26 protein-coding genes are annotated in these 22,431 nt (G+C 61.4%); 4 read left to right on the plus strand and 22 right to left on the minus strand.

All coding sequences use genetic code 11. The features are described 5' to 3' along the window. The first annotated feature begins 112 nt into the window (after positions 1-112). The gene (locus FHN83_RS13185) at positions 113-844 is read left to right on the plus strand and encodes a response regulator (protein ID WP_139563999.1); all 732 of its coding nucleotides are present in this window, start codon (positions 113-115) and stop codon (positions 842-844) included. On the opposite strand, the gene FHN83_RS13190 is transcribed toward FHN83_RS13185, so the two are convergent. Genes FHN83_RS13190 through FHN83_RS13215 form a run of 6 tightly spaced genes read right to left on the minus strand, consistent with a single transcriptional unit; the run spans position 841 to position 6,943 of the window. Beyond that, positions 841-1,854, minus strand: a complete 1,014-nt coding sequence (locus FHN83_RS13190) for a carbohydrate kinase family protein (protein ID WP_138370043.1) — start codon at positions 1,852-1,854, stop codon at positions 841-843. The genes FHN83_RS13185 and FHN83_RS13190 overlap by 4 nt on opposite strands. Further along, positions 1,851-2,711: a ketose 1,6-bisphosphate aldolase gene (locus FHN83_RS13195; RefSeq protein ID WP_039031971.1), complete on the minus strand. Its 861-nt coding sequence runs from the start codon at positions 2,709-2,711 to the stop codon at positions 1,851-1,853. The genes FHN83_RS13190 and FHN83_RS13195 overlap by 4 nt, the downstream gene beginning before the upstream one ends. 10 nt (positions 2,712-2,721) lie before the next feature. Further along, on the minus strand, positions 2,722-3,408 hold the full coding sequence (locus tag FHN83_RS13200; protein ID WP_139564000.1) for a D-lyxose/D-mannose family sugar isomerase: 687 nt from the start codon (positions 3,406-3,408) through the stop codon (positions 2,722-2,724). A 52-nt stretch (positions 3,409-3,460) separates the two neighbouring features. Next, on the minus strand, positions 3,461-4,402 hold the full coding sequence (locus FHN83_RS13205; RefSeq protein ID WP_039031973.1) for an ABC transporter substrate-binding protein: 942 nt from the start codon (positions 4,400-4,402) through the stop codon (positions 3,461-3,463). A 28-nt stretch (positions 4,403-4,430) separates the two neighbouring features. Further along, on the minus strand, positions 4,431-5,426 hold the full coding sequence (locus FHN83_RS13210; protein ID WP_039031974.1) for an ABC transporter permease subunit: 996 nt from the start codon (positions 5,424-5,426) through the stop codon (positions 4,431-4,433). Further along, a complete protein-coding gene (locus tag FHN83_RS13215; RefSeq protein ID WP_039031975.1) occupies positions 5,423-6,943 on the minus strand; it encodes a sugar ABC transporter ATP-binding protein in 1,521 nt (506 codons plus the stop codon). Before FHN83_RS13215 ends, FHN83_RS13210 begins: the two co-directional genes overlap by 4 nt. A 232-nt stretch (positions 6,944-7,175) precedes the next feature. Here FHN83_RS13215 and FHN83_RS13220 point away from each other — a divergent pair, with 232 nt between their 5' ends. After that, positions 7,176-9,458 carry a hybrid sensor histidine kinase/response regulator gene (locus FHN83_RS13220; protein WP_139564001.1) on the plus strand — a complete coding sequence of 761 codons (2,283 nt, stop codon included), beginning with the start codon at positions 7,176-7,178 and terminating at the stop codon, positions 9,456-9,458. Positions 9,459-9,527: 69 nt separating this feature from the next. Next, positions 9,528-9,854 carry a DDRRRQL repeat protein YjdP gene (yjdP, locus tag FHN83_RS13225; protein WP_139564002.1) on the plus strand — a complete coding sequence of 109 codons (327 nt, stop codon included), beginning with the start codon at positions 9,528-9,530 and terminating at the stop codon, positions 9,852-9,854. Positions 9,855-9,933: 79 nt separating this feature from the next. On the opposite strand, the gene phnP is transcribed toward yjdP, so the two are convergent. The 16 genes from phnP to FHN83_RS13305 form a co-directional block, all read right to left on the minus strand. Then, positions 9,934-10,692: a phosphonate metabolism protein PhnP gene (gene phnP, locus FHN83_RS13230; protein ID WP_139564003.1), complete on the minus strand. Its 759-nt coding sequence runs from the start codon at positions 10,690-10,692 to the stop codon at positions 9,934-9,936. A gap of 9 nt (positions 10,693-10,701) precedes the next feature. Further along, positions 10,702-11,136: an aminoalkylphosphonate N-acetyltransferase gene (phnO, locus tag FHN83_RS13235; protein WP_039028371.1), complete on the minus strand. Its 435-nt coding sequence runs from the start codon at positions 11,134-11,136 to the stop codon at positions 10,702-10,704. Further along, positions 11,129-11,680, minus strand: coding sequence for a ribose 1,5-bisphosphokinase (phnN, locus tag FHN83_RS13240; protein ID WP_138370049.1), 552 nt, complete (start codon positions 11,678-11,680; stop codon positions 11,129-11,131). The genes phnO and phnN overlap by 8 nt, the downstream gene beginning before the upstream one ends. Then, entirely contained in the window at positions 11,677-12,813 is a 1,137-nt protein-coding gene (phnM, locus tag FHN83_RS13245) for an alpha-D-ribose 1-methylphosphonate 5-triphosphate diphosphatase (RefSeq protein ID WP_139564004.1), read from the minus strand. The genes phnN and phnM overlap by 4 nt, the downstream gene beginning before the upstream one ends. Further along, the gene (gene phnL, locus FHN83_RS13250; RefSeq protein ID WP_139564005.1) at positions 12,810-13,490 is read right to left on the minus strand and encodes a phosphonate C-P lyase system protein PhnL; all 681 of its coding nucleotides are present in this window, start codon (positions 13,488-13,490) and stop codon (positions 12,810-12,812) included. Before phnL ends, phnM begins: the two co-directional genes overlap by 4 nt. 245 nt (positions 13,491-13,735) lie before the next feature. Continuing rightward, positions 13,736-14,491 carry a phosphonate C-P lyase system protein PhnK gene (gene phnK / locus FHN83_RS13255; RefSeq protein ID WP_139564006.1) on the minus strand — a complete coding sequence of 252 codons (756 nt, stop codon included), beginning with the start codon at positions 14,489-14,491 and terminating at the stop codon, positions 13,736-13,738. Next, positions 14,488-15,333, minus strand: coding sequence for an alpha-D-ribose 1-methylphosphonate 5-phosphate C-P-lyase PhnJ (phnJ, locus tag FHN83_RS13260; RefSeq protein ID WP_039028376.1), 846 nt, complete (start codon positions 15,331-15,333; stop codon positions 14,488-14,490). Before phnJ ends, phnK begins: the two co-directional genes overlap by 4 nt. Then, entirely contained in the window at positions 15,326-16,390 is a 1,065-nt protein-coding gene (locus tag FHN83_RS13265; RefSeq protein WP_139564007.1) for a carbon-phosphorus lyase complex subunit PhnI, read from the minus strand. Before FHN83_RS13265 ends, phnJ begins: the two co-directional genes overlap by 8 nt. Next, positions 16,390-16,974, minus strand: a complete 585-nt coding sequence (phnH, locus tag FHN83_RS13270; protein ID WP_139564008.1) for a phosphonate C-P lyase system protein PhnH — start codon at positions 16,972-16,974, stop codon at positions 16,390-16,392. The genes FHN83_RS13265 and phnH overlap by 1 nt, the downstream gene beginning before the upstream one ends. Beyond that, entirely contained in the window at positions 16,971-17,423 is a 453-nt protein-coding gene (gene phnG / locus FHN83_RS13275; RefSeq protein WP_039028379.1) for a phosphonate C-P lyase system protein PhnG, read from the minus strand. Before phnG ends, phnH begins: the two co-directional genes overlap by 4 nt. Beyond that, positions 17,424-18,149, minus strand: a complete 726-nt coding sequence (gene phnF / locus FHN83_RS13280; RefSeq protein ID WP_039028380.1) for a phosphonate metabolism transcriptional regulator PhnF — start codon at positions 18,147-18,149, stop codon at positions 17,424-17,426. 20 nt (positions 18,150-18,169) lie between these two features. Continuing rightward, positions 18,170-18,949 (minus strand): phosphonate ABC transporter, permease protein PhnE, encoded by a 780-nt coding sequence (gene phnE / locus FHN83_RS13285; protein WP_139564009.1) that lies wholly within the window; start codon positions 18,947-18,949, stop codon positions 18,170-18,172. 100 nt (positions 18,950-19,049) lie between these two features. Continuing rightward, positions 19,050-20,066 (minus strand): phosphonate ABC transporter substrate-binding protein, encoded by a 1,017-nt coding sequence (gene phnD, locus FHN83_RS13290; RefSeq protein ID WP_139564010.1) that lies wholly within the window; start codon positions 20,064-20,066, stop codon positions 19,050-19,052. 23 nt (positions 20,067-20,089) lie between these two features. Beyond that, positions 20,090-20,878, minus strand: a complete 789-nt coding sequence (phnC, locus tag FHN83_RS13295) for a phosphonate ABC transporter ATP-binding protein (protein WP_139564011.1) — start codon at positions 20,876-20,878, stop codon at positions 20,090-20,092. Between the two features lie 134 nt (positions 20,879-21,012). Then, on the minus strand, positions 21,013-21,444 hold the full coding sequence (yjdN, locus tag FHN83_RS13300; RefSeq protein WP_139564012.1) for a VOC family metalloprotein YjdN: 432 nt from the start codon (positions 21,442-21,444) through the stop codon (positions 21,013-21,015). A gap of 124 nt (positions 21,445-21,568) precedes the next feature. Continuing rightward, the gene (locus tag FHN83_RS13305; RefSeq protein ID WP_039028385.1) at positions 21,569-21,904 is read right to left on the minus strand and encodes a zinc ribbon domain-containing protein YjdM; all 336 of its coding nucleotides are present in this window, start codon (positions 21,902-21,904) and stop codon (positions 21,569-21,571) included. Between the two features lie 207 nt (positions 21,905-22,111). Between FHN83_RS13305 and FHN83_RS13310 the strand changes: the two genes are divergently transcribed. Next, positions 22,112-22,297: a hypothetical protein gene (locus FHN83_RS13310; protein WP_039028386.1), complete on the plus strand. Its 186-nt coding sequence runs from the start codon at positions 22,112-22,114 to the stop codon at positions 22,295-22,297. Positions 22,298-22,431 lie beyond the last annotated feature (134 nt).

Below are 22,431 nucleotides of genomic sequence, written 5' to 3' on the forward strand. Positions count from 1 at the left end.
AAGTGACGGGGATGTGACGGCGGTTGAAGATCCGAGACGGAAAGGGCGTTTGGGCTGGAGCCTTGCACAGAATGGGCCAGACTGATTGTTATCTTCTCTATGGGATCCCGTGATGAAACCAGCAATTCTGGTGGTCGATGACGACACCGCGGTCTGCGAACTGTTGCAGGACGTCCTCAACGAGCACGTCTTTACCGTCCATGTGTGCCACAACGGTCAGGATGCCCTGCGTCTGGCCCGGCAGCCGGATATTGCCCTGGTGCTGCTGGATATGATGCTGCCGGATATCAACGGCCTGCAGGTGTTGCAGCAGCTGCAAAAGCAGCGTCCTGAGCTGCCGGTGATCATGCTCACGGGCCTTGGCAGCGAGTCGGATGTGGTGGTGGGCCTTGAGATGGGGGCCGACGATTATATCGGTAAACCCTTCAACCCCCGGGTGGTGGTGGCCCGCGTCAAAGCCGTGCTGCGCCGCACCGGCGCGCTGGCGGCGGAACCCGCGGCCGTCGCCCGGGCGGGAGGGATCAGCTTTAACGGCTGGACGCTGGATACCGCCCGCTGTGAGCTGATTGACGCCGCGCGCAGCGTGGTCCCCCTGACCCAGGGTGAATACGGTCTGCTGCTGGCGCTGACGCAAAACGCCCGTCGGGTGCTGAGCCGGGAACAGCTTCTGGAGCTGACCCACAGCGAAAGCGCGGAGGTGTTTGACCGCACCATTGATGTGTTGATCATGCGCCTGCGCCGCAAAATCGAAATCAACCCCCACCAGCCGCTGTTGATTAAAACCATCCGCGGGCTGGGTTACGTGTTTGCCGCCGACGTCCAGCATGGCGACAGGGCGGCCTAAACCAGACGGTTTTCGGCGATAAACAGCTGTAATTCCTGCAACGTTTTCGCCCCGTCGATGGCGTTAGCCGCCAAAAGGCTCGCCCGCGCGCAGGCGTGCGCCAGCTGAATACTCTCCGTCAGCGACATCGACTCGTGACAGCCATATAAAAAACCGGCGCAGAAGGCATCGCCCGCGCCGACGCTGCCGACAATCTCCGCCTGCGTCAGCCGCCACGAGGGGATCCAGCTCCCTTCCTGGCCCGGCTCCTGACCCCATGCCCCTTCCGGACAGTGGATCACCACCCTGGCGTTGACCCCCGCCTTCAGCAGTTGCTCTGCGGCAGTGGCGATGTGGGCGATCGCCGGGGCATCGTTATCGTCACGCATGTGCAGGCCGCTGAATTCGCCCGCCTCCAGCTCGTTGATCACCAGATAGTCGAGATGACGCAGGGCAGGGAGCACCAGCGGCTGATAGCGCGGATCGCCCTTGCGCGACACCAGGTCGAGAGAGGTCTTAAACCCCGCAGCGCGCATCTGGGCCAGCAGCCGCGCGCTGCGGGTGCCGAACTCCTCGTCCGGCATATCCAGGCTGTCGAGCAGCAGCAGATAGCCCAGATGGAAAATCTTCATGCTGAGATCGAGCCGGTCAAAGGCGGGCAGATCCAGCAGGCGGTTGGCCCCCGGCGAGTGGAAAAAGGTGCGCTGGCCGCTGGGGTCGGTCATCACCTGCGACATGGAGGTCGGGGCGAAGGTGGTGCGCTGCACCCGCTGGCGGTTGACGTGATACTGGTCGAGCATGGCGAGAATATAATCCCCGTCGTGATCGTCTCCTACCAGCCCGACCGCCTGCAGTGGCATCCCGGCGTGCATTTTCGCCAGGGTTAACAGCACGTTGAGCGGTGCGCCGCCGGTAGCGCGCTCGCTGTGGGTGATCTCCGCCAGCCAGCCGCGCTCCGGCCACTGCACAATCTGGTGGACGTGATCCACCAGCATATTCCCCGCTGCGATAATCCCCCGGCGTTCCATCAGGCAAACCCCGCGCTGCCAAAGGTTCGCATCTGCGCGGCGACGGTGTCGGTAATGGCCTCTTCGATGCCCAGCAGCAGTTCGGCAAACTCATCGTACAGCGGCTGTCGGTTGGCCATGCGCTGTTCCACCGCCGCCAGCGCCGCCTGGGACATGCCGGTGTAGAAGTTGATTTTGTGGATCCCGAGCTCAATGGCGCGGCGGAAATCGGCGTCGCTGATCCCGGAGCCGCCGTGGAGTACCAGCGGCAGGCCGGTCTGCTGGCGGATGGCGTCAAGGCGCGCAAAATCGAGTTTTGGCTCGCCCTTGTACTTGCCGTGGGCATTGCCGATGGCCACCGCCAGGGCGTCGATGCCGGTCTGGTCGACATACTCCCGCGCCAGGGCAGGGTCGGTGAAAAAGGCTTCGTCGGCGTGGCCGTACAGGGCACCGCCCTCATCGCCACCTACCGCGCCCAGCTCCGCCTCCACCGACACGCCAACCGCGTGGCACATCTTCACTACCTCCCGCGTCTGGCGAATATTCTCCTCGTAGCTGAGCGCTGAGCCATCGAACATCACCGAGCTGAACCCTAAGCGCAGCGCCCGTACCACCGCCTCGAAATGCAGGCCGTGATCGAGATTGAGCACCACCGGAATGTCATGCCGGGCGGCTTCGAACTTCACCGCCTCCACCAGGGAGTCGAGCGAGACGTACTTAAAATGCACTTCGGCAATGTTGATGATAAAAGGCGAGTTCTCCTGGCGGGCCGCGGCAAACAGCGCGCGCAGGAAGTGAGAGTCGAGGACGTTAAAGGCCCCCAGCGCGTAACGGTGTTCCCGGGCGTGCGCCAGCCCTTCAGCAAGAGAGATAAGCGGCATCAGTGACTCCTTACGGGCGAAACAGGCTGTACTCGTTACACAACACCAGCACGGCCGGTTCGTCTTCATCAATGTGGTTATAGCGGGCGGTGGGTTGCAGGAAGTGGTTGTCGGTGTCGTCGTCATTCACCGAAGAGACCTCTCCCACCAGCACATCACCAAAGCCCGCTTCACCCCAGAAGCTGTGGTACAAACCGGGCGGCAGGCAGATGCTCTCTCCCGGTGTGAGACGGATATGGCTGCCCGCGACGTGGGTCTGCTGGCATCCGTCGACGGAGACGATGATATCGCCATCCTCTTTCTGCTCGTTCTCATCGGCGTTCCACAACTCCACAATCAGATTGCCGCCGCCGCGGTTAATGATGTCCTCGCGCTTGCGCCAGTGGAAGTGCAGGGGCGTTACCTGGCCGTCGCGCACGTGCATGATCTTTTCCGCGTAGCATCTGGCCCACGGCTTGCCGCCGGGCGAACCGTTACGCAGGGTAAACAGGGTCAGCCCCTGCGCCGCAAAATTGTCCCCGCCGAAGGCGGTCACGTCCCAGCCGAGACGTAGCTCGAACACTTCGCGCCAGGCGTCAGCCTCAAGCTGCTGCCAGCGGGCAGGGGGAAAGCTGGCAAAAGGGGGCAGATGCACATCGTGCATGGAGAAAAACTGCCGCGTGTGGCCGAGGATTTCGTTGATTTCGGAGCGTTTCATAAAGACCCCTCACCCTGACCCTCTCCCCACAGGGGAGAGGGAACGTGAACATTTACTTCACCGTCCAGCCCTTATAGGTGCCGACGCTGCTCTTATCGATCATCGTCACCGGGATCAGAACCGGCTCTTTCGGCGCAGGTTTGCCCTGCAGAATGTCGTAGCCGATCTCCACCGCTTTCGCCGCCATCACCTGCGGATCCTGGGCAGGTGTTGCGATAAATAGAGAGTTTTCACGCTTCAGGGCCTCTTCGGCATCCGGTGAGCCATCCACGCCAACGATAAAGAACTCGCTACGTTGCGCCTGTTTGGCTGCCAGATCGGCACCGATCGCCGTTGGATCGTTGATCGCAAACACGCCGTCGATCTTCGGATTGGCCGCCAGCAGGGAGGTCATGACTTCCAGCCCGCCTTCGCGGCTGCCTTTGGCGTTCTGGTTATCCGAGAGCACCTTGATATCCGGATGCTTTTTGAACTCATTCTGGCACCCTTCCACACGGTTCTGTACCGCAGAGACCGGCGGTCCGTTGATGATCACCACGTTGCCTTTGCCTTTCAGACGGTCGGTAATCAGCTTACAGGCTATCTCACCGGCCTGGGTGTTGTTGGAGGTGATAGTGGCATCGGCACCTTCTGCCGCCACGTCAACCGCCACCACCACAATCCCGGCATCTTTCGCGCGCTTCACCGCCGGGCCGATCCCTTTCGAGTCTGCGGCGTTGAGAATTATCATATCGACCTTCGCCGCGATAAAATTATCAATCTGAGAAACCTGCTGGCCGAGATCGTAACCGCTGGAGACCAGGGTCACTTTTACGTTATCGCCTGCCAGCTTGCGCGCTTCCAGCTCCGCCCCCTTGGTGATCTGCACAAAGAACGGGTTCGCCAGATCGCCCACCGTCACGCCGATGGATTTCAGCTCTTTGGCCTGGACAAACGGGCTTGCTGCAAGCAGTGCGCCAGCGCAGAGCGCGGTAACTAAGGGCTTCAATTTCATGCTGTATTCCTCACGTAGGGTATTGTTGTTATGCACTTTGATGGTGTCGGGTACGGTATTTGTCGATCAGTACCGCAATGATGATCACCGCCCCTTTGATCACCAGTTGCCAGAAGTAGGAGACGCCCATCAGCGTCATGCCGTTGTTGAGGGTAGCGATGATCAGCGCCCCCACCAGCGTGCCGGTGATGGTGCCGATGCCGCCGACGAAGCTGGTGCCGCCGAGGATCACCGCCGCGATGGCGTCCAGCTCATAGCCGGTGCCCAGGTTGCCGTTGGCGCTGTAGAGCCTGGAGGCGCTCATCACCCCGCCGAGACCCGACAGCAGGCCGCTCATGCCGTAGACAAACAGCAGCACCAGCCAGACCTTAATCCCCGTTAAGCGCGCGGCCTGCATGTTGCCGCCCACCGCGTAGATATGTACTCCAAGGGTGGTGCGGCGCAGGATGAACCAGCAGACGGCAATCACCGCCAGGGCAATCACCACCAGCCACGGCACCGGCCCGAGGTAGTTATTGCCGATCCACTCAAAGCTGATGCTGGAGTTGATAACCGTCGTGCCATCGGCCAGCAGGTAGGCCGCCCCGCGCAGCGCCGTATAGGTGCCGAGCGTGACGATAAAGGGCGGTAGCCCGGCAAAGGCCACCAGCGCCCCGTTGAACAGCCCCAGCACCATACCGAGCATCAGTGCCGCCGGGACCGAGAGCATGGACAGCTCCGGCATCAGCGACACCACCATCGCCGCCACCGCCGTGGTGCCCAGAATCGACCCCACCGAGAGGTCAATGCCGCCGGTCAGAATGATGAAGGTCATCCCCGCCGCCAACACGATGTTGATCGACGCCTGACGGGTGATGTTCAGCAGGTTGCTTTCGGTAAAGAAGTTAGGCGCGATAAAGCCAAATACCGCGACAATCAGGATCAATATCGGCAGGATACCGATGGTTTGCATCAGATCGCCCATCAGCATTTTTTTAGCGGAGGCCGCTTTGGCCACCTGTTGCGGACTGTTTTGTTGGCTCATGATTTTACCGCCTGGTGATGAGAGTCGTTCACGCCGGTTGCCAGCGTCATTATATTTTCCTGAGAGATATCGCTCCGGTGCAGCTCCCCGGCAATGCTCCCTTCGCGCATCACATACACGCGATCGCTCATGCCGACCACTTCCGGCAGTTCGCTGGAGATCATCAGGATCGCCACCCCTTTGCGCGCCATCTGGTTCATGATCCGGTAGATCTCGCTTTTGGCGCCGACGTCCACGCCGCGGGTCGGTTCATCGAGGATCAGAATGCGCGGGCCAATCGCCACCCAGCGGGAGATAAGCAGCTTTTGCTGATTGCCGCCGGAGAGCCCGCCCGCCCGCACCTGGGAATGCGGCACGCGAATATTGAGCAGGGCGATGGCGTCATCGGAGATCGACTGCGCTTTTTTGCGGTTGAGCCAGCCGAAAGTGGCGTCACGCTCCAGCGTCGCCATGGTGATGTTCTCCTGCGCCGCCAGCTCGAGAAACAGCCCCTGCTCCTTGCGGTTCTCGGTTAAAAAACCGATCCCGTGGTCGATGGCGGCGCGCGGGGAGTGGATCACCACCGGTTCGCCATCCACCTCTATCATGCCGCCCGTCGCTTTGCGCACGCCGAAAATCAGCTGGGCCAGCTCCGAACGCCCGGCCCCCACCAGCCCGGCGAGGCCGACGATTTCGCCGGAGCGCACCAGCAGGCTGCAGGGCTGAACTTTGCTGCCGTCGGTGAGGTGATGGACGTTAAGACGCGGGCTGCCGAGCGGGATATCGCGCTCCTTGTTAAACAGATCGCTTAAGGGCCGTCCGACCATCATCCGCACCAGCTCGGAGGCGTTGAGCTTGTCGCGGGTCAGGCTGCCGACATACTGGCCGTCACGCAGCACGCTGACGCGGTCCGACAGTTCATAGACCTCCGCCATACGGTGGCTGATATAGATAATCGCCATCCCCTCATCGCGCAGACGCATAATCAGCTCAAACAGACGGTGGGTTTCGCGTGACGAGAGGGCGGCGGTGGGTTCATCCATCACCAGAATGCGGCTGTTGCGGTGCAGCGCCCGGGCAATCTCCACCTGCTGCTGCTCGGCGATGGTCAGTTTCATCACCAGGTCGGTGGCCTTAAAGTGAGCGCCGAGGCGGTCAATCACCGCCTGGGCCTGGGCCGCCATCTCTCTGCGCTGCACCAGCCCGCCGCGCGACAGCTCGCTGCCGAGGAAGATGTTTTCGGCCACGGTGAGATTCGGTGCCAGCTGCATCTCCTGATAAATCAGGGTGATGCCCGCCGCCAGCGCGTCCTTCGGGCCTTTGATGTGAAACGGCTTGCCGTCGATCAGGATCTCGCCGCTGGTGGCGATGTAAGCCCCGGCGAGAATTTTCATCAGCGTGCTTTTTCCGGCGCCGTTTTCACCCATTAAAGCGTGGATCTCACCGGGAAAGACCGTCAGATCCACACCCTTCAGCGCGTGGAAGCTGCCAAAGGTTTTGGCAATGTTGCGCATCTCTAAAACCGGGGTCCTGCTCATGGCGGATCTCCTGTGACGTTCGATATCCGCACTTCATCACAGCCCGGTAAATGCAAAATGTCAGAAGTCGTTCATATTTGTCATAGTTCTGAATAGTTAACCGCCGTCACAATTCCCCGCTTTTTCCCCCTCTCCCTGTGGGAGAGGGTGTTCAAGTTCCCTCTCCCCTATGCGGAGAGGGCTAGGGTGAGGGGTGAGGGGAAAATACATGCTTACAGCGGAGCTAAAATTAATGCCCTCACGCCGTCCCCCCTTCTTCGCCAGCGCCCGTGGCCGCCTGCTGATCTTTAATCTGCTGGTGGTGGCGGTGACGTTAATGGTCAGCGGCGTGGCAGTGCTGGGCTTTCGCCACGCCAGCCATATTCAGGAGGAGGTGCAGCGCCAGACCCTGGACGACATGAACGGCAGCATGAACCTGGCGCGGGAAACCGCCAACGTGGCGACGGCGGCGGTGCGGCTGTCGCAGGTGGTGGGGGCGCTGGAGTATAAAGACGAAGCCAACCGGCTCAAGCAGACCCAGACCGCGCTGGGCCATTCGCTGGAGCAGCTTGCCTGGGCTCCTCTGGCGCAGCAGGAGCCGGCGCTGGTGGCGCGGATCATCCGGCGCAGCAACGAGCTGCAGCGAAGCGTAACCGGGATGCTGGAGCGCGGGCAGCGTCGCCATCTGGAGCGTAACGCCCTGCTGAGCTCGCTCTACCAGAGCCAGAGCTATCTCCGTCATCTGCAGGACATCAACCGTCGCTTCGCCAGCAACGTCCCCGACGCCCGGTTGCTCAGCGAGATGGACCGCCTTATCGTCGCCGCCATCGAAACCCCCTCGCCGCGGGCGACCATTCAGCAGCTGGACAGGGTGACGGCGATGTTGCCTCAGGGGGTCACGCAGCCGGTGGTGAGCCTCGTCCTGCCTGATTTTAACGCCGAGCTGAACAAGCTCGGCCCGCTCTCCAGGCAGCTGGAGGAGAGCGATCTCTCCATCAGCTGGTATATGTTCCACATCAAAGCGCTGGTGGCGATCCTCAACAGCGACATCAATCAGTACGTGGAGCAGGTGGCGCAGGCCTCGCAGCTGCGCACCGCCGAGAGCTATCAGGAGCTGCGCTCCATCAGCGTCTTTATCACTGTTTTTGCCGTGCTGGCGCTGATCATCACCGCCTTTGCCTGCTGGTACATCTACCGCAACCTGGGCACCAACCTGACCGCCATCTCCCGGGCGATGTCGCGGCTGGCTCACGGCGAGCAGGATGTCTCGGTGCCTGCGCTGCAGCGCCGGGATGAGCTGGGCGAGCTGGCGAGGGCGTTCAACGTCTTTGCCCGCAATACCGCGTCGCTGGAGCACACCACCCGGCTGTTAAAAGAGAAGACTTCGCAGATGGAGGTGGATCGCATTGAACGTCAGGGGCTGGAAGAGGCGCTGCTGCACAGCCAGAAGATGAAGGCGGTGGGCCAGCTGACGGGCGGGCTGGCGCATGATTTCAACAATCTGCTGGCGGTGATCATCGGCAGCCTGGAGCTTGCCGATCCCCATTCGCCGGACGCGCCGCGCATCAGCCGGGCGCTGAAGGCCGCCGAGCGCGGGGCGCTGTTAACCCAGCGCCTGCTGGCCTTCTCCCGCAAGCAGTCCCTGAACCCGCACGCGGTGGAGATGAAGCCCCTGCTGGAGAACCTGGCCGAGCTGATGCGCCACTCTCTGCCCGCCACTATCGCCCTGGAGATCGAAGCGCAAACCCCGGCGTGGCCAGCGTGGATTGACGTCAGCCAACTCGAGAACGCCATTATCAACCTGGTGATGAACGCCCGCGATGCGATGGAAGGGCACGCCGGCACCATCAAAATCCGCACCTGGAACCAGCGCGTCACCCGCAGCGACGGCCGCAGGCAGGATATGGTGGCGCTGGAGGTGATCGACCACGGCAGCGGCATGTCGCAGGCCATCAAATCCCGGGTCTTTGAACCCTTCTTCACCACCAAGCAGACCGGGAGCGGCAGCGGGCTGGGGCTGTCGATGGTATATGGTTTCGTGCGCCAGTCCGGCGGGCGGGTGGAGATCGAAAGCGCTCCCGGACAGGGCACCACCGTGCGGCTGCATCTGCCTCGCGCCACGCAGCAGGCGCTTCCCCAGCCGGAAACGCTGGCGGCAGCCGCAGCGGCGCAAAGCGACCGGCTGGTACTGGTGCTGGACGATCAGAGCGATGTCCGCCAGACCCTGTGCGAACAGCTGCACCAGCTGGGCTATCTGACGCTGGAGGCCGAAACCGGCGAGCAAGCATTACAGATGCTGAGCGCCTCGGCGGATATCGAGATGTTTATCAGCGACTTAATGCTACCCGGCACGCTGAGCGGCGCGGAGGTGATCCAGCAGGTCCGCCAGCAGTTCCCGCATCTGCCGGCGCTGTTGATGAGCGGCCAGGATCTGCGTCCGGCTCACAACCCGCAGCTCCCGGACGTGGAGCTGCTGCGCAAACCCTTTACCCGGGCGCAGCTGGCGCAGGCGCTACAAAAAGCGATGAGAATTTGAGATTCCTCCGCTACTCGCTCCACCCGCCGTTTATTACCGTAAAGCCAGCCCCCCTGCGAGACTGGCTTTATGAAACGTTACTCTACCGCTCTGTTATTTGGTCTGCTCTCTTTAACCAGCCATCTGGCTCATGCCGATATCGTTGACGATACGATCGGCAATATTCAGCAGGCCATCAACGACGCTTACAATCCTGACAGCAATAATCGTAATTCCGACGACGATCGCTACGAAGATAGCCGTCGCAGTAATGACAGCCGACAGTATGAAGATCGTCGCAGACAGCTTGAGGACCGGCGCCGTCAGCTGGACGATCGTCAGCGGCAGTTGGATGAAGAGCGACGTCGTTTAGAAGATGACGAGCGTCGTTTGGAGGATGATTACGATCGGCGGTAACGCCCGGCGGCGCTTCGCTTGCACGGGCCTACAAAACCGTAGGCCGGGTAAGCGCAGCGCCACCCGGCGATGCGATGCCTCAATCCAGCATCAATACCATCCCGTCATACCCCGCCTCAAACCCCTCCGGCAGCGGGTTGTCCATCATCCAGACGTCAAACTCATGGCTGATATGGGTCAGGATCACCTGCGGACAGCCAATCACCTGATTGAGCGCGATAACCGTATTCAGGTCGCAATGGTTGCGCGGCGTCTCTTCCCGCGGCGGGTGGCTGCAGTCAATCACGATGGCCTGCGGCTGGTTGTTGAGTAAAAACTTCACCGTTTTATCCGGCAGTCCGGCGGTATCGGACAGCCAGGCCACTCGGCTGTGGGCGCTCTCCAGCAGATAGCCAAAGGTCAGCTTCGAATGGTTGAGCGGCAGCGGCGTTACCCGCAGGCCCTGCAGTTCAAACACCACAAAGGGCTCCAGGGTGTGGCTAAAGTCGAGGATGCCGGGATGCTTAAACAGATCGTCGCAGCCGCTGTCGTCCGGTGGGCCGTACACCGGAATGGTCGCTCCCACGCCCCAGCGCAGCGGGAACAGCCCCTGGACATGATCCATGTGGTAATGGGTGAGCAAAATCTGCTGAAAACTGCCCGCTGGCCAGTCGTCCATCAGGTGCGGGATCCCCGCATCGAGCAGCGTCACCGCATCATTGAATTTGACCACCGCGCTACAGGGGCGACGGCGATGATCCTCCTGCAAACGCGCCCGGCGACAGGCCGGACAGTCGCAGCCAAAGGCGGGCACCAGCTGGGCGCCACCGGTTCCTGTTAACGTAATGGTCAGACTCATAGCGCCCCCTTACAGCGGTTTGGTAAAGCGGAAATGGCTCTGTGTGTACCCTTCACGAAGATAAAAACGGTGCGCGTCGAGGCGCCTGACGCTGGTGGAAAGCTCGGTCATCTCCGCCCCGGCATGGCGGGCCTCCTCTTCCGCCCAGGCCAGCAGCTGGCTGCCAACCTTCAGGCCGCGCGCCTGGGGCATCACCACCAGCTCCTGGATTTCACCGATCCAGTTGGCGTGATGGAGATGAAACTGCATGTGCAGGCCGATCATCCCGATGATGTGTCCATCCCGTTCGGCCAGCTGGTAACGCATATTGTGATCCTGCAGATTGGCCGCGAACCCGGCATGAAACGCCGACCGATCAAGCTCCGCCTGTTTTAATTCGCAGATCAGGCCATAGACCGCATCGACGTCCTCCGGGGTGGCGGGACGCAACTCACACTCAGGCATGGTTTTTCTCCTTCTGGCTAATGAGTGACAGGAAGTTATCGACAGACTGATGCAAACTTCCGTCGTTATTCAGAACAGGGCAGTGGGAGGGCGTATAGCGGGCGGCGCGCTCCAGCCGCTGGTCGATCTCTTTTGCGCTCTCCCGACCCCGGTCCTGCAGGCGTTGACGCAGGATCTCCGGCGACACCTGCAGGCAGATCGGCAGCAATGCCTGCGCATACCGCGCCTGCGCCTGGGGCAGATGGGCGCGCGAGCCGTTTACCACCACGTCAAACCCGGCATGCAGCCACAGGTCGATCTCCAGGCCCACCCCATAATAATAGCCGTTGGCGTGCCAGCTCAGGGCAAACAGCTGCTGCCCGGCGCGGGTAAAAAACTCGGGCTCGCTGAGGGCGATATGGTTTTCGCTCCCGGCGCTGGCGGGGCGGGTAATGTAGCGATGCGCCACCAGCATCTGCGGCTGTGACTGCTGGCGCAACGCCGCCAGCAGGCTATCCTTTCCGGAGCCGGACGGCCCCATTAACCAGATCACTCTTCCCATCAGAACACCCGTTTTCCCTGACGCCAGACGTGGTCGATATGAATGTGCTCGCCTTTACGGTGCGCCAGCACCAGGTCGGCCCGCTTGCCTTCGCCAATCACCCCGCGATCGTGCAGGTTCAGCGCCTGCGCCGGGTTTCGGGTCACCAGGCGGATCGCCTGCGGCAGGGTAAATCCGTTGCCTTCGTCATCCGCCACGCCGAACGCGGCATCCAGCAGGCTGGCGGGGTAGTAATCGGACGACAGGATATCCAGCAGGCCGAGGGACGCCAGCCTGCTTGCCGCCACGTTGCCGGAGTGCGATCCGCCGCGCACGATGTTCGGGGCGCCCATCAGCACGTTCATTCCGTGCTGGCGCGAAGCCTCTGCGGCCTCGAACGTGGTGGGAAATTCGGCGATAACGCTGCCAAGCTGGTGGGATTCCCGGACATGATCCGCCGTGGCGTCGTCATGGCTGGCAAGAGCGATATTGCGCTCCCGGCACAGCGCGGCAATGGCCTGACGATTGGGCTGCGACCAGCGGGCGGCAAGCGCCAGCTGCTCCTCTTCGTAGCGCGCCATCTGCGCGTCGTTGAGGGAGTACTTGCCCTGATAGTATTCGCGATACTTTTCGATGTTGGCGAACTGGCGCTGACCCGGGGAGTGGTCCATCAGCGATACCAGGGTCACCGGCTCGCGGCCCGCCAGCTTTTCGAACAGCGGCAGGGTGGTGTGATGGGGCAGTTCGCAGCGCAGGTGCAGACGGTGCTCGGCGCGGTTGAGGCCGCGCTTCTGCGTCTCTTCCACGGCGTTGATCATCTTCTCCAGATTCTCCAGACGGTCGCCGCCGTCGCGCACGTCGCCAATCGCCACCGCGTCCAGCACGGTGGTGATGCCGCTGGCGACCATCATCCCGTCGTGGCTGCTCATCGCCGAATGGGCGGGCCAGTCAACTTTGGGGCGCGGGGTGAAGAACTTGTCCATGTTGTCGGTGTGCAGCTCGATCAGCCCCGGTAGCAGCCAGCCGCCTTCACCGTCCATCGCCTCGGGCAGGCGGCTCTGGGTTTCGGCAAAGGCGCGAATGACGCCGTCCTGAACGTCGATGGAGCCGTCAACGACTTCGTTTTCCAGCACCAGTTTTACGTTGTTTACGATCATGCTGTGATCCCCATCGGGTGCAGACGATCCGCCACGCGATCCCGCACGGCGTCGTCGTGGAAGATCCCGACGATCGCCGCGCCGCGCGCTTTGGCTTCTTCGATCAGTTCAATCACCGCGGCGCTGTTTTTCGCATCCAGCGAGGCGGTCGGTTCATCGAGCAGTAAAATCGGGTAATCGACGATAAAGCCGCGGGCGATGTTCACCCGCTGCTGCTCCCCGCCGGAGAAGGTGGAGGGGGCGAGATGCCACAGGCGATCCGGCACGTTCAGGCGCGTCAGCAGGCTGGCGGCCTTGGCGGCGCAGGTGTCGCGCGGCACGCCGAGATCCAGCAGGGGCTGCATCACCACTTCCAGGGCCGGAACGCGCGGGATCACCCGTAAAAACTGGCTGACCCAGCCGATGGTGGTACGGCGCACATCGCGCACCTTGCGCGCCGGGGCCTGCACCAGATCCACCCATTCGTCGCCGTGGCGGATATGGATATGGCCTTCGTCCGGCAGATAGTTGGCGTACAGCGAGCGCAGCAGGGTCGATTTGCCGCTGCCGGAGTGGCCGTGCAGCACCACGCATTCGCCATTTTTTACCTCAAGGGAGGCGTTTTGCAGCACCGGCAGGCGGACGCCGTTTTGCTGGTGGAGCACAAAGGTTTTACTGACGTTTTCAACGCGGATCATGTTGGCCTCGTGGTTCGGGATGCCGGGTGGCGCTTCGCTTACCCGGCCTACAAGGAGCTGGATTTATTGCCGGGTGGCGGCTGCGCCTTACCCGGCCTACAAGGTGCTGGATTCATTGCCGGGTGGCGGCTGCGCCTTACCCGGCCTACAAGGTGCTGGATTAATTGCCGGGTGGCGGCTAGGCCTTACCCGGCCTACAAAATCGTAGGCCCGTGCAAGCGAAGCGCCGCCGGGCAACAGCAATCTCAATTCTGCAAAACGGACGACACCAGCAGCTGGGTGTAAGGGTGATGCGGGTCGTCGAGTACCCGGTCGGTCAGCCCACTTTCCACCACCTCGCCGCTCTTCATCACCAGCAGACGGTCCGCCAGCAGGCGGGCGACGCCCAGATCGTGGGTGACAATCACCACCGCCAGGTTCAGCTCCACCACCAGACCACGCAGCAGATCCAGCAGACGGGCCTGCACCGAGACGTCGAGCCCGCCGGTGGGTTCGTCCATAAACACCAGCTTCGGATGGGTGACCAGGTTGCGGGCGATCTGCAGACGCTGCTGCATGCCGCCGGAGAAGGTGGTGGGCAGGTCGTCGATGCGCGAGGACGGGATCTCCACCTCCTCGAGCCAGTGTTTCGCCGTCGCGCGGATCTCACCGTAATGGCGCGCGCCGGTGGCCATCAACCGTTCGCCGATATTGCCCCCCGCCGACACCTGGCGGCGCAGGCCGTCCATCGGGTGCTGGTGCACCACGCCCCATTCGGTGCGCAGCAGGCGGCGGCGCTCCGCCTCGCTCATGCCGTACAGCGAATCGCCGTCATAGAGAATCTCGCCGTTCTGCGGGGCCAGACGGGCGGAGATGGACTTCAGCAGGGTGGTTTTGCCGGAGCCGGACTCGCCGACAATCCCCAGCACTTCGCCCGGCCACAGGTCGAACGACACGTCGCTGAAGCCTTTGCCCGGCGCATAAAGGTGGGTCAGGTTATTGACCGAAAGCAGCGGTTTCATTGGCTGTTGGCCTCGCTCTGTTGGCGGCAAAAATCGGTGTCGGAGCAGACAAACATCCGCTTGCCGGTGTCATCCAGCACCACTTCATCCAGATAGCTGTGTTTCGATCCGCAGATGGCGCAGGGCTCGTCCCACTCCTGCACGGTAAACGGGTGGTCGTCGAAATCGAGGCTTTCGACACGCGTGTAGGGCGGCACGGCGTAGATGCGTTTCTCGCGCCCGGCACCGAACAGCTGCAGTGCAGGCATCATGTCCATCTTCGGGTTATCGAATTTCGGGATCGGCGACGGGTCCATGACGTAGCGGCCGTTGACCTTCACCGGGTAGGCGTAGGTGGTGGCGATATGGCCGAAGCGGGCGATGTCCTCGTACAGCTTCACCTGCATCACGCCGTACTCTTCCAGGGCGTGCATGGTGCGGGTTTCGGTCTCGCGCGGCTCGATAAAGCGCAGCGGCTCCGGGATCGGCACCTGGAAAATCAAAATCTGATCTTCGGTGAGCGGGGTTTCCGGGATGCGGTGGCGGGTCTGGATCAGGGTGGCGTCTTCGGTGCGCTCGGTGGTGTTCACCCCGGTCACGCGCTGAAAGAACTGGCGGATCGACACGGCGTTGGTGGTGTCGTCGGCCCCCTGGTCGATGACCTTCAGCACGTCCGCCTCGCCAATCACGCTGGCGGTGATTTGAATGCCGCCGGTGCCCCAGCCGTAAGGCATCGGCATTTCACGGCCACCGAACGGCACCTGATAGCCGGGGATGGCTACCGCTTTTAAAATGGCGCGGCGGATCATGCGTTTGGTTTGCTCATCCAGATAAGCAAAGTTGTAGCCGCTGAGGTTAGCCATTTTTGCGCTCCTGTTGCAGACGTTTAAGCAGCTCCAGTTCAGCCTGGAAATCGACGTAGTGCGGCAGCTTGAGGTGCGAGACGAACCCGGCAGCCTCGACGTTATCCGCGTGGGCCAGCACGAACTCCTCGTCCTGCGCGGGGCCTGCGAGGTTCTCGTCGTAGTCCGGCGCCTGGAGGGCGCGGTCAACCAGCGCCATCGCCATCGCCTTGCGCTCGCCCATGCCAAACACCAGCCCGTAGCCGCGGGTAAAGTGCGGCGCGTTGTTGTCCGGGGTGACGAAGCCGTTAACCATTTCGCACTCGGTCACCAGCAGTTCGCCGACGTTCACCGCAAAACCCAGCTCTTCCGGCACAATGTTGATATCGATGTGGCCGCTGCGAATTTCACCGGCAAAGGGGTGATTGCGTCCGTAGCCGCGCTGGGTGGAGTAGGCCAGCGCCAGCAGGTAGCCCTCGTCGCCGCGCATCAGCTGCTGCAGGCGCGAGGCGCGGGAGCAGGGGTAGACTGGCGGGGTGCGGGTGATGTCGTCCGGCTCCTCGCCGCTGTCCTCTTCCGCCTTCGCCAGCCCCTGGCTGGCCAGCAGGCTAAAGACGTGCGGGGCGGCGTCCTGCTGCGGCTCTGCCCTGTTCAGTTCCGGCGTTTCACCGTTTGCCAGCAGGGTGAAATCGAGCAGGCGATGGGTGTAGTCGTAGGTCGGGCCGAGCAGCTGGCCGCCGGGGATGTCTTTATAGACGGCAGAAATCCGGCGCTCGAGGCGCATCTCTGCGGTATTCACCGGCTCGCTCACCGCCAGCTTTGCCAGGGTGGTGCGGTAGGCGCGCAGCAGGAAGATGGCTTCGACGTTATCGCCGCTGGCCTGCTTCAGCGCCAGCGCCGCCAGCTCGCGGTCGGCAATGCCGCCTTCGGTCATTACCCGGTCGACGGCGAGGTTCAACTGTTGTTCAATCTGGGCCACGCTCAGCTCGGGAAGCTGGTCATCCCCCCGGCGTCGGTGCTCCTGCAGCGCGTGGGCGGCGGCGATCGCCTTCTCGCCCCCTTTGACGGCAACGTACATCAGCACACCTCCACGTGGGTGGTACGCGGGATCGCCAGCAGGCGCTCGCCGCAGGTCAGCAGCAGGTCGATCCCCAGCGGGAACGGGTGCGGGCGCTCGGTCAGCTCATGAATGATGCACTCCGGCAGCTGCGGGGCGACCATCCGTTCTTCGGCGATCCCGGCGCCGGTCAGGCGCAGCATGCGTCCGCCGCTCAGGCTGGAGACCTGCAAAATCAGGGTGGCGCTGGTCACGGGGGCCACGGCGGTGCCTTCGCTCAGGGCGTTGAGCTGCTCGTGGCTGATGTGCTCGTCGGCGACGGCGAACACCGCCTGCTGGGGCTGATCCACCAGCGGGGCGCTGGTATGAAAACGCAGGTTGCTGCTGACGATATCGTTGCTGACGGCGCCCGACAGCCACACCGGGGTGTCGTTATCGGCCAGGGTCAGCAGCACGCTGGTGGTGGCAAGGTTCAGCGGCTGCCAGCCATGCTTGAGCTGATGCAGCGAGACGATGACGCCCGGTTCGCTCATGGCTTTCAGCAGACGACGAAAACTGTGCTGGGCATCCTGCACGGCGAGGGTAAAAGCGGGATGAAGGGTCATGCGTTGTCTCCGCGAACGAGCGTAAAGAAGTCGACCCGGCTGGTGTTCACTTCGGCCTGACGGGCAGCAAGGCGTGCGGCGCGATCGGCTTCCAGCGGGGCAATAACGGTTTCCATCAGGGCCTGAAAATGGGGGGCTTCCTGCAGCAGGGCGTCCACGACGGCGCACTGCTCGGCGTGGGTTTTGTTGCGCCCGAGCAGGTAGCTGTAGCCGAGCGTGCCGCTGGCGAGGCGCACCACGGCGCGGGTCAGGGTGGCGTCGCCGGCAAAGTAGCGTGCGCCGGTGCCGCCCATCCGGGCCTGGATCTGCACCAGCCCGCTCTGTGGGGCGCGGATCAGCTCATAAACCGGGGTCAGGCTCAGGGCCGACATCCGCGCCGCAAGTGCCGCAGGCTGGCTGTGGGCGAGCACGGCCATCCAGTGCTGACGGGTGGAGGTATCGAAGTGCATTCAGTGCTCCATGGTGAATTCAATCATGTCGGCGCGGGTCAGGCTGACGGAGTACTCCGTCGCGTTCACCTCGTCGTCACGGTGGTTAAGGGTGCGCACGCAGAGCAGGGGCGCCATGTTGGGGATCTCCAGCACCTTGCTCTCTTTAGCCTGGGCGCGGCGGGCGCTGATCCGCGTCTGGGTACGCTTCAGGGCGATCCCGGTGGCGTCGAACAGAAAGTCGTGCAGCGAGCCGCTGGTGAAATTTTGCAGCACCGGCCAGAGGGCCAGGTCCGCGAAGTAGTGGTCGATCTGGCAGACCGCCACGCCGTTGACCCGGCGCAGGGTGCGCAGGTGAACGACGTTGTCGCCCTCCGAAATCCCCAGCGCGTCGGCGACGTGGCTGGAGGCCGGACGCAGCACCGAGAGCAGTTTTTCGCTGGTGGGGTGGCTGCCCTGATCGAGCAGGTTCTGGCTGAAGCGCGCCTGGGCGTTGAGCGGGTAGTCGAACGGACGCATCAGCACCAGCACGCCGATGCCCTGACGGCGCTGGACCCAGCCGCGCTCCACCAGCTGGTCAATGGCGCGGCGCAGAGTATGGCGGTTGACCTCATAGCGGTCGGCAAGCTGCTGTTCCGCAGGCAGGTAGTCGCCGCAGCGGTAGTGGGTACGCAGCTCCACTTCAAGCTTCGCGGCGATCTCTTGCCAGCGGGTCGGGTAACTGGTCGGATGTCTGGATAAGTGCATATAAAACAATGCCTCGCTACTCAGATGAAGTGCTTACGCAAACGTTGAGAGAGGAAGTCCAGCAGGCTGACGGTGATGATGATGAGCACCATCAGGGCGCAGGTTTGCTGGAACTGGAAGCCGCGAATCGCTTCCCACAGGGTGACGCCAATTCCGCCCGCGCCCACCATGCCGACCACCGTCGCCGAGCGGACGTTGGACTCAAAGCGGTAGAGGGAGTAGGAGATGAGCAGCGGCATGACCTGCGGCAGGACGCCGTAGAGGATCTCTTCCAGCTTGTTGGCGCCGGTGGCGCGAATGCCTTCGACCGGGCCGGGCTCGATGGCTTCCACCGCTTCCGAAAGCAGTTTGGAGAGCACGCCGGTGGTGTGAATAAAAAGCGCCAGCACCCCGGCGAAGGGACCGAGACCGACGGCGACCACGAACAGCATCGCAAAGACCATTTCGTTGATGGCGCGGCAGGCGTCCATCAGGCGACGCACCGGCTGGTAAATCCACCAGGGCACAATGTTATCGGCGCTCATCAGGCCAAACGGAATGGAGAGCACCACGGCCAGGGCGGTGCCCCAGACGGCGATTTGCAGGGTGACGGCCATTTCGCCGAGGTAGTCCTGCCACTGGCTGAAGTCCGGCGGGAAGAAGTCGGCGGCGAAGGTCGCCATGTTGCCGGAGTCACGTACCAGCGTCAGCGGGTCCATTTCCGCGCCTTTCCAGGAGACGACGAGCACCGCCAGCAGAACGGCCCAGCCGATCAGCGAAAACCAGCCGCGCTTTGGCGGTGGGAGAGTGATGGTTTGCATGTGTTATTCCGTGGCTCTTTGTGTGCCGGATGGCGCTACGCTTATCCGGCCTACGATCCGTAACGTAGGCCCGGTAAGCGAAGCGCCACCGGGCAAGGGGTTATTGCACCGCTTTACTTACGCTTGTCATGGCGCCCAGCGCGGCGGTCAGGCGGTCGAGATCGTCCAGCTGGGCCTGAATTTCAGACATCTTGCTGCTCTTCTCTTCCTCTTTCAGACCCTTGTTGTCCTTCACGCCCTGGATCTGTTTGAACAGCGCCAGCTGGCGGATAGGTACCAGCTGAAGGTCGCTGGAGGCGCGGAACGGTGCCCAGCCCAGACGTTCCAGCACGGTTTTCTCTTCCGGCGTTTTGCCGTAGTTCATAAAGAAGTCGTACACCTTGTCCTTGGTGCTTTCGGAGAGGTTTTTACGCCACACAATCGGGTCGCCCGGGATCAGCGGAGATTTCCAGATTACCTTCAGCTCTTTCAGCTTGTCCGGAGCGGACGTCTTCAGCTTGTCGAGGTTTTCGGTGTTGTTGGTGGCCACATCCACCTGCTTGTTGGCGACGGCCAGGGCATTGGTTTCATGCCCGGCGTTGACCGTGCGTTTGAATTCGCTGGTGGAGACGTTGTTTTTGGCGAAGACGTAGTAGCCAGGGACCAGGAAGCCCGAGGTGGAGTTCGGGTCGCCGTTGCCAAAGGTGAGCTCTTTACGTTTTGCGAGCATGTCCTGAAGGTTGTTGATCGGGCTGTCTTTGTTGACGATCAGCACGCTCCAGTAACCCGGGGAGCCGTCGGCGGCGACGGTTTGCGCAAAGACCTGACCGTTAGCGCGATCCACCGCTTCCATGGCGGAGAGGTTGCCGTACCAGGCGATGTCCACTTTGTTAAAGCGCATTCCCTGGATGATGCCCGCGTAGTCCGGGGCGAAGAAGGCGTTCACTTTGATCCCCAGTTTGGTTTCCATATCCTTCAGGAAAGGTTCCCACTGTGGCTTCAGGTTCTGCTGTGATTCCGTCGAAATGATGCCGAAGTTCAGCGCTTTTTCCTGCTCCTCAGCGAACGCCGGGCTTAACAGGGTGCTGATGCTGAACATGCTGGTGAAGGCCAGCGCGGCAACCGTTTTATAGCTCATTTCCATTCCTCATTGTGGGGACGTTAAGCAGCCTGCGCGCTCTCTTCGACGCGATTTATGCTGCGGTAGAGATGGTCAAAACGTTCGTTATCAAACTGATGGCTGGCGCCATCGAAGAAGACGTGGTCCTGACGCAGGGCGACGATGCGCTCGCAGTAGCGCAGGGCGTAATCCACCTGATGCAGCGTCACCACGATGGTGATGCCGTCTTTCTGGTTGATGTCGCGCAGGGTCTCCATGACGATGCGCGCCGACTCCGGATCCAGCGAGGCAATCGGCTCATCGGCGAGAATGATTTTGGCTTTCTGCATCAGCGCCCGGGCAATTGCCACGCGCTGCTGTTGTCCACCGGACAGGGTGGAGACGCGCTGGTGGGCGAAATGGGCCATGCCGACGCGGGCCAGCGCCTGCAGCGCCTCCTGCTTCTGGGCTGGGGAGAACCAGCGCAGGCAGGTGCGCCAGAACGGGGTGCTGCCGAGGGCGCCGATCAGCACGTTCTCCAGCACCGTCAGGCGATTCACCAGGTTGAACTGCTGGAAGATGTAGCCGGTCTGGGCGCGGCTTTTACGGATATCACTCGCCAGACGGCCCGCGCGCTGCACGGTGTTGCCCAGCAGCTCTACAAAGCTTTCCGACGTTTTATCGCAGGTGATAAGGCCGCTTAGGTGGCGCAGAAGGGTGGATTTACCGGAACCGGACGGCCCGAGCAGCGCTACCATTTCGCCCTGATGGACGGTCAGATCAACGGCATGCAGAGCCTTGTTATGATGGAAGGTCTTGCTCAGCTTCTCGACGCGGATGACAGTGTGCATGGGTGAGGCCTCGATTCGAATGTGGCCTCATGCTGGCGGATCAATGTGACATTTAGGTTAAGTGTTAGTTGCGGGAGTTTGAAGAGTTGAGGTGAAAGCGATGACAGGCGGAGGCATGGCCCCCGCCGACGGGATCACGGTTGTTTAACGACGTTGATCATCCAGGGAACGCCGAACTTATCGGTCACTTTACCGAAACCGTGCGCCCAGAAGGTCTCCTGCCAGGCCATATCAACCGTGCCGCCTGCGGCAAGGCTGTCGAACCAGCGTTTGCCCTCGGCCACGTCCTGGGTATCAAGTACCAGGGTAAACCCGGCGTAGGTGCCATTACCGCTGAGCGTGCCGTCGCTCATCATGATGTCGCTGCCGGCGATGCGGACGTTGGAGTGGGCGATAGCGGAGTCGGGGAACTGCATGCCGGACGGACAGCCCTCTTCGCTGTTGTCGTCTTTGGGCATGTCACCGAAGGTCATTTTATAAAGGAGTTCTGCGCCAATGGCCTGCTGGTAGAAGGCGATGGCCTCTTCGCAGTTGCCGGCGAAAGAGATGTAGGGACTTAACGGCATAATCGTTACCTCAGGTAAGAGAAGCTCAGTAAGTCTAGTCATTGTAGGCCCGGATCGCTGCGCGCCACCGGGCGCTTTTGCCGGATGCGCTACGCTTATCCGGCCTACAAAACTACAAAACAAATCAGTTCTTTTTCACGAACTCGGATTTGAGCTTCATTGGGCCGAAGCCGTCAATTTTGCAGTCTATGTTGTGATCGCCCTCGACCAGACGAATGCCTTTCACTTTGGTGCCGATCTTCAGCATTGACGAGCTGCCTTTTACCTTCAGATCTTTAATGACGGTGACGTTATCGCCATCCGCCAGCAGATTGCCGTTGGCATCTTTGACGATCAGTTCGTCGCTCTCTGCTGCGGGCTCTGCGTTATTCCATTCGTAAGCGCATTCCGGGCAGATAAACATACCGTTATCTTCGTAGGTGTATTCAGAGTTGCATTTTGGACAGTGTGGAAGCTGCATGGTGTTCTCCTCAAAATAGTGCGAACCGGCGGCAATAAGGCCCGCCAAAAATCGACAGGTTGTCGAAAAAGGCGGCAAGTATAGCGCATGTCCTTACTGTTGTCGGTGATATTATTTTTCGCTTTTGTCCAAAAAAGCGTTTTCAGTGACATTGTTTGTCAGTGACTCAGGTAATGATAAGTCTCAGGCACAGGAGGAGAAACTCTTATGAATGAAAGCAATAATATTTATTGCGGCAAATTGATACGCCGTACTATTTCAGATAAGGTTAAGGTGCTAATGATATTCACCGTAAATGTTTTTAAAGCCATCCCCGATCCACAAAGGGGTGAATTACCCCTCATTTTTGGTGGGCGATTAAAGATGGTTTATCCTGAAATTTCGTCAATTTGAGCTACGCTCTTTATCTTTCGGTTTCCCTGACCGAAGGAGCGTGCTCCGCTGCTTTACGCGCCGGAAGAATATATTTTATTGCCATCAAGCAATTATATTGCGTCGAACATATTTGCTACACGGAATCATATAAG

Source organism: Leclercia adecarboxylata (assembly GCF_006171285.1).
GTDB lineage: Bacteria > Pseudomonadota > Gammaproteobacteria > Enterobacterales > Enterobacteriaceae > Enterobacter > Enterobacter barmai.

Coding starts and splice junctions, on each gene's coding strand:
- FHN83_RS13185 (WP_139563999.1), top strand. CDS start 113: ATGAAACCAGCAATTCTGGTGGTCGATGACGACACCGCGGTCTGCGAA.
- FHN83_RS13195 (WP_039031971.1), bottom strand. CDS start 2,711: ATGCCGCTTATCTCTCTTGCTGAAGGGCTGGCGCACGCCCGGGAACAC.
- FHN83_RS13200 (WP_139564000.1), bottom strand. CDS start 3,408: ATGAAACGCTCCGAAATCAACGAAATCCTCGGCCACACGCGGCAGTTT.
- FHN83_RS13205 (WP_039031973.1), bottom strand. CDS start 4,402: ATGAAATTGAAGCCCTTAGTTACCGCGCTCTGCGCTGGCGCACTGCTT.
- FHN83_RS13210 (WP_039031974.1), bottom strand. CDS start 5,426: ATGAGCCAACAAAACAGTCCGCAACAGGTGGCCAAAGCGGCCTCCGCT.
- FHN83_RS13215 (WP_039031975.1), bottom strand. CDS start 6,943: ATGAGCAGGACCCCGGTTTTAGAGATGCGCAACATTGCCAAAACCTTT.
- FHN83_RS13220 (WP_139564001.1), top strand. CDS start 7,176: ATGCCCTCACGCCGTCCCCCCTTCTTCGCCAGCGCCCGTGGCCGCCTG.
- yjdP (WP_139564002.1), top strand. CDS start 9,528: ATGAAACGTTACTCTACCGCTCTGTTATTTGGTCTGCTCTCTTTAACC.
- phnP (WP_139564003.1), bottom strand. CDS start 10,692: ATGAGTCTGACCATTACGTTAACAGGAACCGGTGGCGCCCAGCTGGTG.
- phnO (WP_039028371.1), bottom strand. CDS start 11,136: ATGCCTGAGTGTGAGTTGCGTCCCGCCACCCCGGAGGACGTCGATGCG.
- phnM (WP_139564004.1), bottom strand. CDS start 12,813: ATGATCGTAAACAACGTAAAACTGGTGCTGGAAAACGAAGTCGTTGAC.
- phnL (WP_139564005.1), bottom strand. CDS start 13,490: ATGATCCGCGTTGAAAACGTCAGTAAAACCTTTGTGCTCCACCAGCAA.
- phnK (WP_139564006.1), bottom strand. CDS start 14,491: ATGAAACCGCTGCTTTCGGTCAATAACCTGACCCACCTTTATGCGCCG.
- phnJ (WP_039028376.1), bottom strand. CDS start 15,333: ATGGCTAACCTCAGCGGCTACAACTTTGCTTATCTGGATGAGCAAACC.
- FHN83_RS13265 (WP_139564007.1), bottom strand. CDS start 16,390: ATGTACGTTGCCGTCAAAGGGGGCGAGAAGGCGATCGCCGCCGCCCAC.
- phnH (WP_139564008.1), bottom strand. CDS start 16,974: ATGACCCTTCATCCCGCTTTTACCCTCGCCGTGCAGGATGCCCAGCAC.
- phnG (WP_039028379.1), bottom strand. CDS start 17,423: ATGCACTTCGATACCTCCACCCGTCAGCACTGGATGGCCGTGCTCGCC.
- phnF (WP_039028380.1), bottom strand. CDS start 18,149: ATGCACTTATCCAGACATCCGACCAGTTACCCGACCCGCTGGCAAGAG.
- phnE (WP_139564009.1), bottom strand. CDS start 18,949: ATGCAAACCATCACTCTCCCACCGCCAAAGCGCGGCTGGTTTTCGCTG.
- phnD (WP_139564010.1), bottom strand. CDS start 20,066: ATGAGCTATAAAACGGTTGCCGCGCTGGCCTTCACCAGCATGTTCAGC.
- phnC (WP_139564011.1), bottom strand. CDS start 20,878: ATGCACACTGTCATCCGCGTCGAGAAGCTGAGCAAGACCTTCCATCAT.
- yjdN (WP_139564012.1), bottom strand. CDS start 21,444: ATGCCGTTAAGTCCCTACATCTCTTTCGCCGGCAACTGCGAAGAGGCC.
- FHN83_RS13305 (WP_039028385.1), bottom strand. CDS start 21,904: ATGCAGCTTCCACACTGTCCAAAATGCAACTCTGAATACACCTACGAA.
- FHN83_RS13310 (WP_039028386.1), top strand. CDS start 22,112: ATGAATGAAAGCAATAATATTTATTGCGGCAAATTGATACGCCGTACT.